Origin of the sequence: Tessaracoccus lapidicaptus (assembly GCF_001693815.1) — a bacterium.
Classification (GTDB): domain Bacteria; phylum Actinomycetota; class Actinomycetes; order Propionibacteriales; family Propionibacteriaceae; genus Arachnia; species Arachnia lapidicapta.
This window is the reverse complement of sequence record NZ_MBQD01000020.1, coordinates 201,710-218,285: the sequence shown is the minus strand read 5'-3', so window position 1 is coordinate 218,285 and position 16,576 is coordinate 201,710. Positions and strand designations below refer to the sequence as shown.

The 16,576-nt window shown below is 73.8% G+C and carries 16 protein-coding genes; 7 read left to right on the top strand and 9 right to left on the bottom strand.

What is annotated here, in order from left to right:
- Positions 1–70: 70 nt before the first annotated feature.
- The 9 genes from BCR15_RS06320 to hisI form a co-directional block, all read right to left on the bottom strand.
- Complete coding sequence (locus BCR15_RS06320; protein ID WP_068751340.1) at positions 71–1,264, bottom strand: alpha-amylase family protein; 1,194 nt, start codon at positions 1,262–1,264, stop codon at positions 71–73.
- 68 nt (positions 1,265–1,332) lie between these two features.
- Positions 1,333–1,950: an SCO family protein gene (locus BCR15_RS06315; RefSeq protein WP_176715196.1), complete on the bottom strand. Its 618-nt coding sequence runs from the start codon at positions 1,948–1,950 to the stop codon at positions 1,333–1,335.
- Positions 1,947–2,795, bottom strand: coding sequence for a tryptophan synthase subunit alpha (trpA, locus tag BCR15_RS06310; RefSeq protein ID WP_078919572.1), 849 nt, complete (start codon positions 2,793–2,795; stop codon positions 1,947–1,949). Before trpA ends, BCR15_RS06315 begins: the two co-directional genes overlap by 4 nt.
- Positions 2,792–4,027 carry a tryptophan synthase subunit beta gene (trpB, locus tag BCR15_RS06305; protein WP_068751339.1) on the bottom strand — a complete coding sequence of 412 codons (1,236 nt, stop codon included), beginning with the start codon at positions 4,025–4,027 and terminating at the stop codon, positions 2,792–2,794. Before trpB ends, trpA begins: the two co-directional genes overlap by 4 nt.
- Positions 4,024–4,818 (bottom strand): indole-3-glycerol phosphate synthase TrpC, encoded by a 795-nt coding sequence (gene trpC, locus BCR15_RS06300; RefSeq protein WP_068751338.1) that lies wholly within the window; start codon positions 4,816–4,818, stop codon positions 4,024–4,026. The genes trpB and trpC overlap by 4 nt, the downstream gene beginning before the upstream one ends.
- Positions 4,815–5,021 (bottom strand): HGxxPAAW family protein, encoded by a 207-nt coding sequence (locus BCR15_RS06295; protein WP_068751337.1) that lies wholly within the window; start codon positions 5,019–5,021, stop codon positions 4,815–4,817. The genes trpC and BCR15_RS06295 overlap by 4 nt, the downstream gene beginning before the upstream one ends.
- 40 nt (positions 5,022–5,061) lie before the next feature.
- Positions 5,062–5,469 carry a hypothetical protein gene (locus tag BCR15_RS06290; RefSeq protein WP_068751336.1) on the bottom strand — a complete coding sequence of 136 codons (408 nt, stop codon included), beginning with the start codon at positions 5,467–5,469 and terminating at the stop codon, positions 5,062–5,064.
- Positions 5,466–6,953, bottom strand: a complete 1,488-nt coding sequence (locus BCR15_RS06285) for an anthranilate synthase component I (protein WP_068751335.1) — start codon at positions 6,951–6,953, stop codon at positions 5,466–5,468. The genes BCR15_RS06290 and BCR15_RS06285 overlap by 4 nt, the downstream gene beginning before the upstream one ends.
- The gene (gene hisI, locus BCR15_RS06280) at positions 6,950–7,288 is read right to left on the bottom strand and encodes a phosphoribosyl-AMP cyclohydrolase (RefSeq protein WP_068751334.1); all 339 of its coding nucleotides are present in this window, start codon (positions 7,286–7,288) and stop codon (positions 6,950–6,952) included. Before hisI ends, BCR15_RS06285 begins: the two co-directional genes overlap by 4 nt.
- A 23-nt stretch (positions 7,289–7,311) precedes the next feature.
- On the opposite strand from hisI, the gene BCR15_RS06275 reads away from it, so the two are divergent.
- The 7 genes from BCR15_RS06275 (at position 7,312) to BCR15_RS06245 (ending at position 16,560) form a co-directional block, all read left to right on the top strand.
- Positions 7,312–7,920, top strand: a complete 609-nt coding sequence (locus BCR15_RS06275) for a TIGR03085 family metal-binding protein (protein ID WP_068751333.1) — start codon at positions 7,312–7,314, stop codon at positions 7,918–7,920.
- Positions 7,921–8,046: 126 nt separating this feature from the next.
- Positions 8,047–8,232, top strand: a complete 186-nt coding sequence (locus BCR15_RS06270) for a hypothetical protein (protein ID WP_068751332.1) — start codon at positions 8,047–8,049, stop codon at positions 8,230–8,232.
- Positions 8,229–8,792 (top strand): RNA polymerase sigma factor, encoded by a 564-nt coding sequence (locus tag BCR15_RS06265; protein WP_068751331.1) that lies wholly within the window; start codon positions 8,229–8,231, stop codon positions 8,790–8,792. Before BCR15_RS06270 ends, BCR15_RS06265 begins: the two co-directional genes overlap by 4 nt.
- Positions 8,789–9,265 carry a hypothetical protein gene (locus BCR15_RS06260; protein ID WP_068751330.1) on the top strand — a complete coding sequence of 159 codons (477 nt, stop codon included), beginning with the start codon at positions 8,789–8,791 and terminating at the stop codon, positions 9,263–9,265. The genes BCR15_RS06265 and BCR15_RS06260 overlap by 4 nt, the downstream gene beginning before the upstream one ends.
- Positions 9,266–11,680, top strand: coding sequence for a CHAT domain-containing protein (locus BCR15_RS06255; protein WP_068751329.1), 2,415 nt, complete (start codon positions 9,266–9,268; stop codon positions 11,678–11,680).
- A gap of 105 nt (positions 11,681–11,785) precedes the next feature.
- Complete coding sequence (locus BCR15_RS06250) at positions 11,786–13,975, top strand: hypothetical protein (protein ID WP_068751328.1); 2,190 nt, start codon at positions 11,786–11,788, stop codon at positions 13,973–13,975.
- Between the two features lie 14 nt (positions 13,976–13,989).
- Positions 13,990–16,560: a hypothetical protein gene (locus tag BCR15_RS06245; RefSeq protein ID WP_068751327.1), complete on the top strand. Its 2,571-nt coding sequence runs from the start codon at positions 13,990–13,992 to the stop codon at positions 16,558–16,560.
- Positions 16,561–16,576 lie beyond the last annotated feature (16 nt).

The following is a 16,576-nucleotide window of genomic DNA, read 5'->3' as shown; positions in this document are numbered from 1 at the left end:
CAGGGGGCCGTCCAACCGATCCCAGGCTCTGCGGAAGAGCGTAAAACGATTGTTACATTGCCGAAACAGATCAGGCCTGCATGTAACGGAGGTGGTCCCCGTCGGCGGTGGCCTGCAGGCTGCCGGACGCCAGATCGACGGCCACCTCGGCGGTCTGGGAATCGCGGCCCACAAGGCGATAGGCGAGCTGCTCGTTGGCGCGGTGCGTGACCTCGAGGGCCGCGGTCGCGAGCCAGGGGTGGCGCCGACGGAACGCGATGGCCTCCTGATACGTGCGGTGCAGCCCGGCGCCGAGCGGCGACAGGTCCGCGGGGGTGGGCGGCAGCGGGGGGCGCACCTCGTCGTCTCCGTGCCACGCCTCGGTCTTGGTGCCGGTGAAGCCCTGCTCGTCGCCGTAGTAGACGCTCGGCATGCCCGGCAGCGTGAAGAGGATCGCCGCGGCGAGGCCGGCGCCGGGGGCACCCAGCGTGGTCGCGATGCGCGTGACGTCGTGGTTGCCGACGAACGTGGCCGGCAGGAAGTCGGCGGCGAAGGCGGCGTGCCGGTCCAGGGCGTGGGCCAGCTCCCAGAGGTTGCGGTCGACGATGGCGCTCCAGATGGCCTTCCACAGCTCGTACTGGGTCAGCGAGTCCAGCGTCGAGTCATGGATGAAGCCGCTGTAGTCGCCGTGGATGACCTCGCCGAGCAGGACGACGTCGGGGAAGTCCGCGCGGACGCGGGCGGCGACGTCGCGCCAGAAGCCGGTGGGGACGGCGTAGGCGACGTCGAGGCGCCAGCCGGCGATGCCGCGGCGCAGCCAGTGGGTCATCACGTCGACGACGAGGTCCGCCACCGCCGGGTTGGCGTGGTCGAGCTCGACGAGGGCGTCGTGGCCCTCCCAGCCCTTGGGCGCGCCGTCGACGTGCCGGATGAGGTCCGGCCGGCTCGTCACGAGCGGGTGTTCGCGCGCCACGTGGTTGAAGACGCCGTCGAGCATCACGTGAATGCCGCGGTCGCGGGCCGTCGCGACGAGGTCGTCGAAGTCCGTGTCGTCGCCCAGCCGCGGGTCGATGCGGAAGTGGTCGACGGTGTCGTAGCCGTGGGCCACCGACGCGAAGACCGGTCCGAGCAGCAGCCCGTTGCAGCCGAGCTCGACGACGTAGTCCAGCCAGTGCTCCAGCCGGCGCAGGCGGTGGACCGGTGCGCCGTGCTCACCCCGGATGGGTGCGCCGGTCGCCCCCAGCGGGTACACCTGCCACCAGATCGCGTGCTCCATCAGGCCCATTCGGATCCTCCTCGCCGTCGGTCCCGCCAGGCTACTCCGGGGCGCGGGGTCGACGCAGGCCCCTGGGGTCAGAGCGCGACGAGTCGCTCGTAGTCCTCGCGGAGTTCGGCGGCCGACAGGCCGTTCCAGACGACCTGCAGCGTGCGGTCGCTGCCGAACCCGAGGACGTACGTGCCGTGATCCACCTCGTAGCCGCCGGAGGGCAGCTGCTTGCCTTCGGTGATGTCGATGCCCAGGCTGAGCGCCGCCGGCTTGATGACCTCCAGGTCGCCGGTGAGGCCGATGAACGTGTCGTCCACCCTGGACAGGTACGACTTCAGGACCTCGGGCGTGTCCCGGGCGGGGTCCGTGGTGACGACGATGAGGGTCACGTCGTCGACCAGGCCCTCCGGGAGCCGGCGCTTGGCGGTGGCCATGTCGGCCATGATGCCGGGGCACACGTCGGGGCAGTTGGTGTACCCGAAGAACAGCGCGACCGCGGGCGTCGCGGGGTCACGGGCGAGGTTGTACGGGTTGCCGTCCTGGTCGGTCAGCGTCACGTCCGGCAGCGGCGATCCCCCGCCCTCCAGGTGCGTGCCGTGCCACGGGCCGCGGCTCACGTCCGCGACGGGGCCGTCGTCGTCCGGGGCGCATCCGGCGAGCAGCACCAGCCCGCCGAGCCCGATGAGGGACCGGCGAGGGATCACAGGCGCGCCCGATCCACCCCTGCCGCCAGGTCGGCGGCCAGCGTGCGCAGGCGGCGCAGGTCCCCGGGCAGGTCGGCGCCGTCGGAGTCGAGGCACTTGAGCAGCGCCGAGCCGACGATGACCAGGTCCGCGTAGGCACCGATCTCGGCCGCCTGGTCGCCCGTGCTCACGCCGAGCCCGATGCCGACCGGGAGTCCCTGGTCGACGGAGCGGGCCCTGCTGACGATCACCGGCGCGGCGTCGGAGGTGGCCGCGCGGGCCCCGGTGACGCCCATGACGCTGGAGGCGTACACCCAGCCCCGGCAGGAGCGCATGGTCAGCGCGATGCGCTCGTCGGTCGACGACGGGGCGATGAGGAACACGCGGTCGAGGCCGTGGGCGTCGCTGGCCTCGATCCACTCGGGGCAGTCGTCCGGCGGCAGGTCGGGGGTGATGACGCCGGCGCCGCCGGCGGCGGCCAGGTCCCGCGCGAAGCGGTCCGGACCGTACGCCTCGATGAGGTTCCAGTAGGTCATCACCATCGGGGTCGCCGACGTCGCCGCGACCGCCTCGACGGCGCGGAACGCGTCCGCGGTGCGGACGCCGCGGGCCCGGGCCTTGGCGGTGGCGTGCTGGATGACCAGGCCGTCCATGAGCGGGTCCGAGTACGGGATGCCGATCTCGACGAGGTCCACGCCGCGGCCGTCGGTGCCCTCGGTGATGGCGGTGACGGCCTCGATGGAGTCCGCGACGCTCGGGTAGCCGACGGGGAGGTAGCCGACCAGCGCCGGCCGCCCGGCGTCGAGGCACGCGGACACGACGCGGCCGGAGATGCCGAGGCGGGCCTCGTCGGTGTACTGGCTCATGCCATGCCTCCCACGGTCTTGTCGGGGACGCCCGGCAGGCCGAAGTACTCGAAGGCGGTGGCCACGTCCTTGTCGCCGCGGCCCGAGAGGCACACGAGGATGGTGGGACGGGCCTCCGGGTCCTCGGCGGCGATCTGCAGCCCGAGCCGGCGGGCGCCGGCCAACGCATGGGCGGACTCGATCGCGGGGATGATGCCCTCGGTGCGGGTCAGGAGCTTGAACGCATCCATGGCCTCGGCGTCGGTGACCCCCTGGTAGACGGCGCGACCGGTATCGGCGAGCCACGCGTGCTCCGGCCCCACGCCGGGGTAGTCGAGCCCCGCGGAGATGGAGTGCGACTCGATGGTCTGCCCGTCCTCGTCCTGCAGGACCATGGTGCGGGCTCCGTGGAGCACGCCCGGCGATCCCGCGACGATGGTGGCGGCGTGCCGGCCGGTGGCCACACCCTCCCCCTCGGCCTCGAAGCCGTACAGCTTCACGGACTCGTCGGGGATGAAGTCGTAGAACATGCCGATGGCGTTCGAGCCGCCGCCGACGCACGCGGCCACGTAGTCGGGCAGCGCGCCGTGGTCGTCGAGCATCTGCTGACGCGCCTCGGTGGAGATGACCCGCTGCAGCTCGCGCACCAGGTAGGGGAACGGGTGCGGGCCGCCGACGGTGCCGATGAGGTAGTGCGTCTGGTCCACGGTGGTCACCCAGTCGCGCATGGCCTCGTTCATGGCGTCCTTGAGCGTGCGGGAGCCGGCCGCGACCGCGTACACCTCCGCGCCGAGCAGCTGCATGCGCGCCACGTTGAGGGCCTGCCGCTTGGTGTCGACCTCGCCCATGTAGATGCGGCATTCGAGCCCGAGCAGGGCCGCGGCGGTGGCGGTCGCGACGCCGTGTTGGCCCGCGCCGGTCTCCGCGATGACGCGAGTCTTGCCCATGCGCTTGGTCAGCAGCGCCTGGCCGAGGACGTTGTTGATCTTGTGCGCGCCGGTGTGGTTGAGGTCCTCGCGCTTGAGCAGGACCCGCGCGTTGCCGCAGTGGGCCGAGAAGTTCTCCGCCACCGTGATGGGCGTGGGCCGGCCCGAGTAGTCGCGCTGCAGGCGGGCCAGCTCGGCCCGGTACTCCGGGTCGGCCATCGCCTCCTCGAACGCGACCGTCAACTCGCTGAGGGCGGCCTGGAGCGCCTCGGGGACGAAGCGGCCACCGAAGCGGCCGAAGTGGCCGGTGGCGTCTGGGACGCTCATGCGTGCACCCTTTCTGCGGCGGACATGAAGTCGGCGATGGCGGCGACGGGGTCCCCGTGCCGGACGAGCGCCTCGCCGACGAGCACGGCGTCGGCCCCCTGCGCGGCGACGATGGCGACGTCGTCGGCGCTGAGGATGCCGGACTCCGCCACGCGGACGACCGAGTCCCCCAGCCGTGAGGCGAGGGGGCCGAAGGTGGCGAGGTCGACGTCGAGGTTCTTGAGGTTGCGGTTGTTCACGCCGATGAGGTCGAAGCCGAGCGCCAGCGCGCGATCCACCTCGTCGGCGGTGTGGGTCTCGACGAGCGCAGTCATGCCGAGCTCGGCGGTGAGCCGCCCGAAGTGGGCGAGCTCGTCGTCGGTGAGGGCGGCGACAATGAGCAGCACGAGGTCCGCCCCGTGGGCGCGGGCCTCGAGGAACTGGTAGTCGTCGACCATGAAGTCCTTGCGCAGGACCGGCACGTCGACGGCGGCGCGGACCGCGTCGAGGTCGGCCAGCGAGCCGCCGAAGCGCCGGGCCTCGGTCAGCACGGAGATGGCGGCGGCCCCGCCCGCGGCGTAGGCGGCGGCGAGGGAGGCCGGGTCCGGGATGGCCGCCAGATCACCCTTGGACGGGGACCTGCGCTTCACCTCGGCGATGACGGCCAGGCGGGGGTCGCGGAACCGGGGCATGGGGTCCAGCGCCGGCGGGGCCGCGGCGGCGGCCTCACGCACGGCGTCGATGGGCACGCGACGGCGCCGCTGCTCCAGATCCTCCCGGACTCCCGCGATGATGTCGTCGAGGACGGTCACGGCTGACCGAGGCCCATGGCCTTCATCACCATGGTCGCCAGGGCGCCGATCAGGACGATCGCCGCGCCGAAGATGACCAGCGGCCAGTTGGGGCCGAGCAGGGATCCGACGGCCGCCAGGATGAAGCCGATGGCGGCGGCGATGGAACCCGCCCACGCGGCGGGGCTCTTCCCGTGGTGGTAGTACTTCGCGGTACGCGCCATGAGTTGCCAAGCCTTTCGTCTGCCTAACGGTGCGACGAGATTACCCTGCCCCGCCATCGCGCCGCACGTGCTGTTCATCGGTGGGATCGTCGCCGCGGTCCATCGCGGACCACAGATCGGGCGGGGCCTCGCGGCCTTCCCTGGCGCGCCCGGCCCAGCCGGGACCCCAGACGACCAGCCCGACGGCGGCCACGACCAGCGCGACGAATCCCGCCACGGCCAGCCAGAGCCCGGCCTGGGCCGCCCACACCGATCCCGCGACGGCCAGGGCGGCGAGCGCGACGCCGACGACCCGCAGCCCGACCCCCCGGAGCATGAGCGTCAGGCCGACGCCCGCCGCGGCGGCCCAAGCCACGGCCTGCACGCCGCTGGCGGCGGCCTGGGCGGCGAAGCCGGCCGTCAGCGCACCGGCAGCCGCGAGCACCGTGACGGGCAGGCGCCCCCTCACGGCGCCGTCATCGCCTCGGCGCGGCCGATGGCGCTGATCACGGCCCGGGCCTTGTGCCGGCACTCGGCGTCTTCCGTCGCCGGCACGGAGTCCGCGACGATGCCCGCGCCCGCCTGCACGTGGGCCACGCCGTCGGCCAGCACGGCCGTGCGGATGGCGATGGCGACGTCGGAGTTCCCGGCGAAGTCGAAGTAGCCGACGACGCCGCCGTACAGGCCGCGCCGCGACACCTCCAGCCGGTCGATGATCTCCATGGCGCGCACCTTGGGCGCCCCGGAGAGGGTGCCCGCGGGGAAGCAGGCCAGGACGGCGTCGAGGGCGCTGCGGCCGGACGCCAGGCGCCCGGACACCGCGGCCTCCAGGTGCATGATGTGGCTGTAGCGGTGGATGTTCATGAACTCGTGCACCGTGACGCTGCCCGGCTCGCAGATCCGGCCGAGGTCGTTGCGCCCCAGGTCGACGAGCATGAGGTGCTCGGCCTTCTCCTTCGGGTCGGCCAGCAGTTCCTCCGCGAGGCGCCGGTCCTCCTCGGGCGTGCGCCCCCGCGGCCGGGACCCCGCGATGGGCCGGGTGGTGGCCAGCCCGTGGTGCACCGTGACGAGGGCCTCGGGGCTCGACCCGACGACGTCGAAGCCGGGCAGGCGCAGCAGGTACAGGTAAGGACTGGGGTTGGTCAGCCGCAGCGCCCGGTACACGTCGAGCGCGTCGGCGCGGGTGGGGATGTCGAAGCGCTGGGACACGACGATCTGGAACGCCTCCCCCGCCCGGATCTCCTCCTTGGCCTCCTCGACCAGCGCCATGTACTCCTCGGACGTCCTCTGGCGGCGCACCTCGGGCTCGGCCGGCTCCCCCTCCTGGATCGTCAGCGAGCGGCGCGGGGCGGCGAGTTCGTCGGCCATCCGCTCCACGGCGGCGACGGCGTCGTAGTACGCCCGCTCGACGCCCTCGTCCGTGCCGTCGAAGTTGATCGCGTTGGCGATGAGCCACAGCTCCCCGCGATGGTGGTCCAGCACCGCGACCTCGCTCGCGAGCATCATGACCAGCTCCGGGAGCCCCAGGTCGTCGACGCAGGTGTCCGGGATCCGCTCCAGCCGGCGCACGACGTCGTAGCCCAGGTAGCCCACCATCCCGGCGTGGAACGGCGGCAGGCCCTCGACGGCGGGTGTGGCGAGTTCCTCGAGCGTGGCGCGCAGCACCTGCAGAGGGTCGCCGTCGGCGATCCCGACCAGCTCGTGGCCGATCCACTCGGCGCGGCCGCCGCGCTCGGTGAGGGTGGCCGCCGTGCGGACGCCGACGAACGAGTAGCGCGACCAGACGCCGGCCTCGGCGGACTCGAACAGGAAGGTGCCCTGCCGCGCGCCGCACAGCAGTTGATAGACCGCCACCGGCGTCAGGTCGTCGGCCAGGACGCGGGCGTGGACGCTGATGACGCGCCGGTCCGCCGCGAGGGCGGTGAACTCTTCGAGCGTGGGAGTGACCCTCATGCCAGATCCGCCGAGGTCAGGGGCGTGTAGAAGCAGGTGCGGTTGCCGGTGTGGCAGGCGGCGCCGGTCTGGCGCACGGTGAGCAGAAGGGTGTCGCCGTCGCAGTCGACCGCCATGGACACGACCTCCTGAGTGTGACCCGACGTCTCACCCTTGACCCAGTACTCCTGCCGCGAGCGCGACCAGTAGGTCGCCCGCAGCGTGGCCAGCGTTCGGCGCACCGCCTCGGCGTCCATCCACGCGAGCATGAGCACCTCCCCGGTGTCGGCGTCCTGGGCGACGGCGGGCACGAGCCCGTCGGCGTTGTACCTGATGGCGGCTGTCATGGTGGACATTCTGCCGTGCCTAAGCTGGTGCCATGACCTTCGCCCAGCGCCAGCGCGCCGCACTCATCGACCTCATGGCCGAGCTCGGCCCGTTCGCCCCGACGATGGCCGGGGACTGGCGGGTGCAGGACTTGGCCGCGCACCTTTACATCCGCGAGCACCGACTCGACGCCCTGCCCGGCATCGGTCTGGACCGGTTCGCCGCCCTGACCGAGCGGATCCAGCGCGACGAGCTGCACCGACGCGGCTTCACCGGCCTGCTCGACGAGCTCCGGCTGCCGGGGTGGATCATGCGGCCCCTCGACCGGCTCGTCAACACCTCGGAGCTGTTCATCCACCACGAGGACGTCCTGCGGGCCAACGGCCGCAGCCAGACGCTGACGGCCGCCGAGCAGCAGGAGCTGTGGCCTATCGCGAAGGCGCTCGCGCGCCGCACCCAGCTGGCGGCCGGCAGCCGGGCGATCCTGCGCCGCAGCGACACCGGCGCGGAGGTGGCCATGGGACAGGGCACCCGGCCGGTGACGGTGTCCGGACTCCCGTCGGAGCTGCTGCTGCACCTCAGCGGCCGCGACGCCGACGTGCGCCTCCACGGTGAGCCCGACGCAATCGGGGCGTGGCACAACTCAATCGCCGCGCTCTGACGCGCCGACCCCCGGGGCGCCGTCGCGGGGACCCGACCGACACGGCAGGATGCGGGGTGTATCAGGACCACCGGCGCGGGCTCCTGTCCGGTGAAGTGCCCTGATCACCCCACCGGAGGTGTCCCCATGTCACCGTCGTCACCCGCCACCCCCCGGCGCCTGAGCCGGCCGATGCCGCGCGCGTCGTTCGCCACCCCGCTGCCGTACTACGTGCCGCTGCCGTACTACGTCCCCCTGCCGTACTACGTCCCCCTCCCCTACTACGGCCGGCGGCGGCCCCGGGTGTCGGCGACGGTGGGCAGGGCCCCGTGACGGACCCGGTCCCGCTCTCGCGGCGGGCCGAGGACGCCTTCCGCGCGTACCGCGATGGCGATGCCGGCCGGCTGGCCGAGCTCGTCGCCCTCGTGACTCCCCCGCTGTGGGCGATCGCCCGGTCGGCCGGCCTCGACCACCAGGAGGCGGAGGATGCCCTCCAGACCGTGTGGATCGCCCTCGTGCGGCACACCGACTCCGTGGCCGAGCCGCGGGCCGTGTTCGCCTGGCTGATCACGACGACGCGCCGGACGGCGTGGCGGACCGCGCGGCGCCCACGCACGGCGGAGCTGGCCGACGCCGTCGCCGATCCACGGCCGGGTCCCGCCGAGGTCGCGGAGGCCTCCGACGAGGGCAGGCGCCTCTGGCGCCACGTCGCCACCTTGAGCCCCCGGTGTCAGGCGCTGCTGCGCGTCATCGCCTACGCCTCGACACCCGACTACGCCACCATCTCCACGGCGCTCGGCATGCCCGTCGGCTCCATCGGCCCCACCCGGGGCCGCTGCCTGGCGGCGCTGCGTCGCGCCCTGGCCACCGATCCCACCTGGAGCACCACATGACCCTCGACGACGACGCCCGCCTCCCCCTCGACGGGGGCGACACCCGACTGCTCACCGCACTGGCCGAGGCGCAGGACCGCTTCGACGCGCCGCCAACCGGCCTCGTCGAGCGGCTCCTGTTCGCCATCTCCCTCGACCTGATGAGCGCGGAGCTCGCGACCCTCGAGGGCGGCGTCCTCGCCGGGGTTCGCGGGGGCCGTCCCATGACGGCCGACACCGTGACCTTCACTGCCTCGGGACTCAGCCTCATGCTCGTCCTGACCGAGGTCGACGGCGGGGTCCGCGTCGACGGCTGGGTGACGGGCGGTGGCGTGACCGTCGAGGCCCACGCCGGACCGGAGCCGGAAGTGCAGGTCTCCGACGCGACCGGCCGGCTGTCCTGGCCCCGCATCCCCCACGGCCCCGTCCGCTTCCTCATCCGGCCGCCCCGCGAGGGCGACCGCCCCGTCATCACGCCGTCGATCGAGGTGTAGGTGCACCACTCCGCGCAGGACCTGTACGACGAGGCGCGGGGGCTGCTCGCGGAGCATCGCCCGGCGGAGGCCCGCGCGCGCCTGTTGCGGGCGGCCGACACCTGCGACCCGGGCGACGCGGAGCTGGCGCTGCGGATCCGGATCTCGCTGGCGTGGCTGCTGTTCGAGGAGGACGGCGCTGGTGCCGCAGGCGCGGAGCTGACGACGATCGCGCAGGCGGCGGAGGCAGCCGGCCTCGCCCCGGTCGCCGCCGCTGCCGAGGTCCAGCACGGGCTCGTCCGCGCCCGGGCCGGTGACCAGTCCGGCGCCTGGCGCGTGCTCTGCCGCATCGACCCGGGCCGGCTGCCGCCCGCGGACCGGATGCGGCTGCACCTCAACCGCGGAACGCTGACGTCCGAGCTGCACCGCTTCGACGACGCCGCGGCCGACCTCGCCCGGGCCGCCGCCCTCGCCGACGAGCTGGACCAGCCGATGCTCGCCGCGATGGCCCGGCACAACCTCGGCTGGGTCGAGTTCCTCCGCGGCGACCTGCCCGCCGCGCTGCGCGACATGCACGACGCGGACAGCGGCGGCGTCGCGATCGACCGGTCGGTCGCCCGGCACGACCGGGCGCGAGCCCTGCTGGAGGCGGGCCTCGTGGCGGAGGCGCACGAGCTGCTGCTGGCGGCCAGGGCGGATGCGCCGTCGGCCCGGGACGCCGCGGAGATCGACCTCGACCTCGCCCGCTCCGCCCTGCTGCTGGGCCGGGCCGACGACGCCCTCGGCTACGCACGGGCCGCGGCCCGGGTGTTCGCCCGCCGCAGGGAGCCCGCGTGGCATCGCCGCGCACTGCTGGCGCAGCTGCGGGCCCGGCCCCGCCGCGCGACCGCGCACGGCCTGCGGCGTGCCGCGGCGATGGCGGGCGACCGGCTCGTCGCCGCACAGGCGGCGGCCGCCGAGCTCCTGGCCCCCGGGCCGCCGCAGGACCGCGCGGAGCTTCGCCGCGAGGTCGCGTGGCTGGCCAGGTCCCCCGTGGTGTCGCTGCGGATGGCGGCCCTGGTCGCCCTCGCCACGGACTCGGTGCGCGACGGGGACCGCGCGGGGGCCCGCCGCCTGCTGCGCCGCGCGTCCACCACGCTCGTGCGCGCCCAGCTGGGGCTGGCGAGCCTGGACCTGCGCACCGCCACCGCCGTGCACGGGGAGGCCGCGGCCGCCCTGGACCTGCAGTTGGCCGCGGACCTGGGTCAGGCCGCCGTCGTCGAGACCGCCGAGCGGTGGCGGGCCGCGACCCGGCCCGTGGCCCGGGTCGGGCCCACGGCGGATCCCCGGACCGCTGAGACGGCGACCCGGCTGCGCCGGCTCCGCGCCGAGTTCCGGCCCGACCTGCCCGACGCGGCCGAATGCTCGCGGCGCATCGTGGCGGCCGAGCGGGAGCTGCGGGGTCTCACGTGGGGCGCCACGACGGAGCTGCCGCCGTCGGTGGAGACCGTCGCGCCGGCGGCGCTCGCCGCGGCCGCGGCGGCCGCGGATGCCAGCCTGGTCGTGACGGTGCGCTCGGGCGAGGACGTGGTGGCGGTGGTGCTGGGCCGGCGACATCGCACGGTGAGGCTGGGCGCCGCCGCCGAGATCTCCGAGCTCGTCGACGCCACGCGCGCCGACCTGACCGCCCGGGCGACGCTCCATCCGGCGCATCCGCTGACCGCCGTCGTCGCGGCGTCGCTCGCGGCGCGGCTCGCTGAGCTCGGGGCGGTGGTGGCCGACCCGCTCGCCGACCTCCCCGGGCACCTGGTCATCGTCCCGACCCGGGTGCTGTCAGGTGTCGCGTGGGGCGCCCTGCCCTCCCTGCGCGGCCGGGCCGTCACCGTCGCCCCGACGGCCTCCAGCTGGGCCACCGCCGGCCGCGTTGCGCACCGGCCCCGGGTCAGCGTCCTGACCGGTCCGGGATTGCCGTTCGCCGCCGACGAGGCCGACGCGATCTCGGGCTGCTGGCCCCTGGTGGGCAGCCCGACCCTGGCCGCCGCCCTCGCCGCCGACGACCTCGTGCACGTCGCGGCCCATGGGGAGCATCGCGGCGACAACCCGCAGTTCTCGAGTCTGCTGCTGGCAGACGGGCCGGTCTTCGCGCACGAACTCGAGGGAGTCCCGGTGCGCGCCGGGCACGTCGTGCTGTCCGCCTGCGAGGTGGGCCGGGCCACGCACCGTCCCGGGGACCAGCCGCTGGGGCTGACGGCCACGCTGTTGTCGGCGGGCGTGGGCTGCGTCGTCGCCCCCGTGGCGCCGGTCGGTGACCGGCTCGCGGCCGAGGTCATGGGTCGCTACCACGCCGAGCTGTGCGGAGGGGCGGACGCCGCGACGGCGCTGGCCCGCGCCACCGTCGACGATCCGTCCGCGGGCGCGTTCGTGTGCTTCGGCGCCCCCTGGCGGGCGACCGTCTGACGGGGTGCGCGTCTGACGTATCAGGCGGCCGGTGCCGGGCTCCTGAGGGGCGTGACGGTGCAGTGCGCATCGGCGCATCCGACCCCTCCACCGAAAGGCGCAACCATGGTCCAGGCAATGGGTCCCACCTACGCCGGCGGCACCCAACCGATCACCAAGGACGGGTACGACGTGCTCTACCTGCCCGACGTCAACAACCGCGAGCTGATCGCCCAGGGCGAGGCGCCGGTGTTCTACTACATCCCCAACCGCATCCGGATGGCCCGCAAACAGGGCCCCGACAAGGGCGACTACCTGTTCAACCTCGTGCGGTTCGCCGGGACCGGCGGCGAGGGCGTCATCGGCGGCGGCGGGGACGTCGCGGGCGGCATGCTCACCTTCTCCGTCACAGGCGCGCTCCCCGAACAGACCAGGCGCCAGGCGGAGGCGGACATCACGGCGCGGTTCAGCGGCTCGGAGGACGTGTTCTGGGGCATCAAGGCCGCACGCAAGCCGCCGATGTTCCGGCCGGCCATCATCGCCCAGACCACGACGTCGGTGTCCAACATGTCGCCGACCGCGCAGGGCTTCCCGGTCGCGGACCAGAACACGCGCGGCGTCACGCGCGGATTCCGCACCGTCGGCATGCCGCGCAGCCGCGCCCTCACACGCGACCCGGAGCCCGGCGCCACCGACAACAACCTCGACCCGTGGTACTGCATGATGCAGGGCCAGGGAAGCGGCTCGATCGATCCCACCGGCACGCACGCCTTCTCCGGCCTGCTGGGCAAGTACCCGGCCGCGATCGCGTGGGCGGCCTTCCACGGCACCGCCAGCCCGCTCATCGTCATCCAGAACTTCAAGCTCAAGGTCTGGTCCCCGGTGTGCACCATCAAGATCGACGGCAACTGGGACTCGATCTTCACGCACTTCTCGGCCGCGGCGTCCGGGCGCTACCTGTGGGCCAAGGTCGACGCGCAGGCCGAGTTCAACAACATGCGCAAGTCCGGCACCATCAAGGTCGACGTCAAGGTCGACACCACGCTGCCGGGCGCCGACGAGATCGCCCGCCGGATGGACGAGCGCTCGGAGCTGGTGTTCAACAAGTTCATGGAGATGGCGCAGAAGGTCATCTTCGACCCGCCGCAGCCCCAGGTGGAGGCCGCGCAGGCGTCGTCGGGCAGCTCGTTCTTCTCGCCCTGGGGTGTGGGGCTGTCGCTCAAGTACCGCCGCGACGAGACGCACCTCGACCTGCACTACGAGGAGACCCGCCAGTTCGCCTATCTGCAGGACCACACGGTCTCCAGCTCGCTGGCGGGCATGGCCGACGAGATCAAGGCCGATCCCGAGGCGGAGCGCAAGTACTTCCTCACCGTCTACCTCGACGACTGGCCGCAGCGCCTGGCGCGCGTCGTGCGTCCCGTCGCGAGCTGGGACGACAAGACGGTGCAGTTCCTGTCGGTCCAGATCGGCTACCCGAACACCACTGGCGAGCTCAACTGGCAGGGCCACAGCTTCACCGGCGGTGACGGCAACGACCCGACGTGGAAGTTCCAGACCGCCAAGAAGGTCGCCGGCGACGTCAGCAACGCGCCGGCCGAGTGGACGCCGGACATGACCTACGTCAAGCGCAAGGTGCACCTCGCCGAGCCGCAGAGCGAGACGCTCGATCCGTACCACCGCGTCCAGATCGAACGCAACGTCATCGACCTCGACCCCGAGCCCAACGGGACGCTGCTCAACGACACGACGCTCGAGGTGCGGGCCGACAACGCCGGGCGCATCGCGGTGGGTCCCATCGGCCTGGGCGTCATGCTCGAGGACAAGTCGCAGACCGTCGAGGTGGTGATGGAGGCCACGGACGAGAACTACGAGCCACTCGGCATGCCGCCGGTCAGGTTCCGCTGGGGCTTCGACGACCTCGACCTGGACCGCAGCTGGACGGTGTTCTCGGGGGATCCGGAGATGCTGCCGTTCTACCGCTACCAGGTGACCGCGACCGTCAAGGGCACCCTGTTCCGCAAGGGGCAGAGCTGGACGGGTCCGTGGACGCGCGCCAACGGCAACGGGCCGCTCATCGTCGATGTGCCGCCGCCGGACGCCGAGGGCGTCGTGACGCGGTCGCTGAGCGACGAGCGGGTGCGCCGGCTGCGCGAGCTCGCGGCCCCACCGGTCCGGGAGCTCGACGGGTGGAGTGACGAGCCCGCCTACGCCGTCGCCGATGAGCCCGGGGAGACCGACGAGGTCGACGCCGAGCCAGCCGCGACCCGCGGGACGCGCGAGACCCCCACCTCGTTCCTCTCCTACCCACTCTGAGACGGGCAGCCGCCATGGCCAGCATCGCCGAGGTCCGACGGGGCCCCGCCGGCGAGCCTTTGTGCTCGCTGACGTTCCTCCTGAGCCGCACCCCGGCCCCTCACGAGCACATCGCGGAGCTGGTGCTGAGCGCCACACTCGCGGTGGAGTTGAGAGCGGGGCTGGAGGACCTGGCGTGGGTGGAGTTCGCGCTGGAGCTGGCCGATCCGGTGCGCTCCCGTGCGGAGGGCCCGTTCGGCACCGCGGCACTGGCCGCGACGGTCGGGGCGGACGAGGCCCGCGACCTCCTCGCCGCGCTCGCCCGCGGCGAGGGAGGCCCTGACCTGCTCATCACCGCGCAGCGCACCGACGGTGCGTCCGGCCGGTGGCGGCGGCCACTGGCCGACCTGCTCTCCCCGCTGCTGGCCGAGAGCGACGGGTGCGTGCGGCTGGTCACGGCAGAGGGCGGCTCGGTGGCGGACGTGTTCCGGCCCCGGGCGGTCAGGACCCGCGGCGGCGCGAAGGAGACCATGCTGCTGCGCGCCGGCGCGGCGGTCCCCCTCGCACTCGCCGTGCGGCCGCAGCTGGCCGCCGTCCGGCCGCAGTTCGCCGACATCAAGCCCATCCTGGCCGCCGAAGCCCTGTTGGCCACTCCCCTACGGCCCCTGGAGACGGGGCCGGTGCTGACGGGCCAGCCGCTGCTGAGCGACCGACGCAACGACGACCGCTGGTACCTACCGGAGCTGACCCTCGTGCAGCCCGCCGCAGGCCAGGACCCCGACTCCTCCCCGTTCCGCTTCGACCTCGTGTCGGCCGGGCATCAGGCCGACGGCTCCCCCGCGGTCGAGGCGACCGTGGTCGTGACGATCGCCGCCGGGCCCTCCCGGGCGACGCTCGACGCGTGGGAACAGGCGGGCCGACCCACCCTGAAGCCGGTCCACTGCACTCCCCAGGTGGGGCTGGCGATCCCGTTCCGCGACGCCGGGGGCGCCGCGCGCGTCGAGGTGGTGACCGCCAACAGCACCGTCGTCAGCGGCGTGCTGGGCGCGGAGGGCTCCAAGGTGACCGCGACGTTCGTGCTCCAGAACAACTGGGCGCGGTTGGCCTACGGGGCGTTGTCGTCGCCGGGTTTCCAGGCGGAGCCGGCGGTCGTGGAGATCGGGTTGGCGCACCGCGGATGGCGGGCGGACCGGCCCATCAACCGGCTGCCGCTGGACCGCATCGCCGGCGGCAAGCTGCTCGCGCTGCGCCGCCGCGACGACGTGGCCCGCCCCCTCGCCGCGACCCAGCTGCTCGGCATGGCCAAGGCCCAGGTGATGCTGTCGCCGGCGATCGCGGCGGCGGGGCTGGAACTGGCGGACCTGCGGGTGGTGGACCACGTCAAGGTCAGCGCCACCGCCGTGCACCGGCTGCCGGCGCTGGTCGCCTGCGCCGACCACCCCCAGCTGTACCGGCAGCGGGCCGGCGACGCGTGGGAGGCCGTCGGGTGCCGCCCGGCGCTGCGCCTCGGCGAGACGGAGTACCGCACGTGGCAGCCCGAGCCGGTCACGGCCGTCTCGGGGGTGCGCGTGTTCCGCTCGCTGACGCAGCCGGGCCGGTTCCTGGTCATCCCGGAGCGCTTCGCCGTCGGCCGCTATCCGGGCGAGGACCCGGAGCGGGCGTACGAGCCGACGCTGCTGCTCACCTCCACCATCGACGTCGAGAACCCCACCAACATCCGCTGCGTGCTCGCCGCCTCCCTGGAGTCGGAGCTGGACGCCGCGGACCTGGACCTGCTGGCCGGCGAACTCCGCCGGCGGATCGCCCGGCCGGTCGAACTCGTCACCGCCTGGCAGGCCGGCCTGGCGCCGGACATCACGTGGGCGGTGCCGGGCGGCTCGTCCGTGGAGTGCGTGGAGGTCGACACCGGCTTCACGTTCATGCTCACCACCGACATCCCGGGCCTGCTGACGCTGCGGGCGCTGCTGCAGCGCGGCGGCCTCGTCGGATCGGCCCGCTACACGCTGCCCGGCGGCGAGCAGGCCACCGCGACGCTCCGCCTCGACCTCAGCCGCGTCGTCGGCCCGGCAAGCGGGCCGGTCACGGCCACGCGCTCCGGCGACGAGTTGACGCTCACCAACCACCTCGACCGCAGGGTGGCGGTGTCGCGGGTCACGGCCGACGGCGCGGTCGTCGCGACGCCCTCGGTGCTGGTGGCACCCGGCGGGCAGGCCACCGTCGCACTCCCGGCAGGGACGCCGGACCCGGTGTCGCTGGACCACAGCGTCGAGCCGGGCACCGAGACGCTCGACGAGACCCGCAGCTACATCGAGGACCTTCACCTGGGTGTGACGTTCGTCGCCACGGGCAGCCTCGCCGGACTGGCCGGGCTGGAGGTGGCCGCCACGTTCCTGGGGGCCGCCGCCGACACGGTCACCTTGACCGCCACCAGGCGCCAGGCCGAGCGCGAGTTCGTCCTGCCGCTGACCACCTACGCCGCGGACCCGGCGGTCACGTTCACGGTCACCGCCGTCGCCGCCGACGGCACCCGCACCGCCGCCGCCCCGGTCGACTGGCCGGTCCGCACCCGCGGCGTCCTCGTCCCCATCGCCACCCCGCAGCCCTGAGACTCCCCGAAAGGAC

Excerpts from the sequence above, each read along its gene's own strand:
- BCR15_RS06250 (WP_068751328.1), top strand. The coding sequence starts at position 11,786 with ATGGTCCAGGCAATGGGTCCCACCTACGCCGGCGGCACCCAACCGATC.
- trpB (WP_068751339.1), bottom strand. The coding sequence starts at position 4,027 with ATGAGCGTCCCAGACGCCACCGGCCACTTCGGCCGCTTCGGTGGCCGC.
- BCR15_RS06295 (WP_068751337.1), bottom strand. The coding sequence starts at position 5,021 with ATGGCGCGTACCGCGAAGTACTACCACCACGGGAAGAGCCCCGCCGCG.
- trpA (WP_078919572.1), bottom strand. The coding sequence starts at position 2,795 with ATGAGCCAGTACACCGACGAGGCCCGCCTCGGCATCTCCGGCCGCGTC.
- hisI (WP_068751334.1), bottom strand. The coding sequence starts at position 7,288 with ATGTCCACCATGACAGCCGCCATCAGGTACAACGCCGACGGGCTCGTG.
- BCR15_RS06275 (WP_068751333.1), top strand. The coding sequence starts at position 7,312 with ATGACCTTCGCCCAGCGCCAGCGCGCCGCACTCATCGACCTCATGGCC.
- BCR15_RS06285 (WP_068751335.1), bottom strand. The coding sequence starts at position 6,953 with ATGAGGGTCACTCCCACGCTCGAAGAGTTCACCGCCCTCGCGGCGGAC.
- BCR15_RS06245 (WP_068751327.1), top strand. The coding sequence starts at position 13,990 with ATGGCCAGCATCGCCGAGGTCCGACGGGGCCCCGCCGGCGAGCCTTTG.
- BCR15_RS06260 (WP_068751330.1), top strand. The coding sequence starts at position 8,789 with ATGACCCTCGACGACGACGCCCGCCTCCCCCTCGACGGGGGCGACACC.
- BCR15_RS06320 (WP_068751340.1), bottom strand. The coding sequence starts at position 1,264 with ATGGGCCTGATGGAGCACGCGATCTGGTGGCAGGTGTACCCGCTGGGG.
- BCR15_RS06270 (WP_068751332.1), top strand. The coding sequence starts at position 8,047 with ATGTCACCGTCGTCACCCGCCACCCCCCGGCGCCTGAGCCGGCCGATG.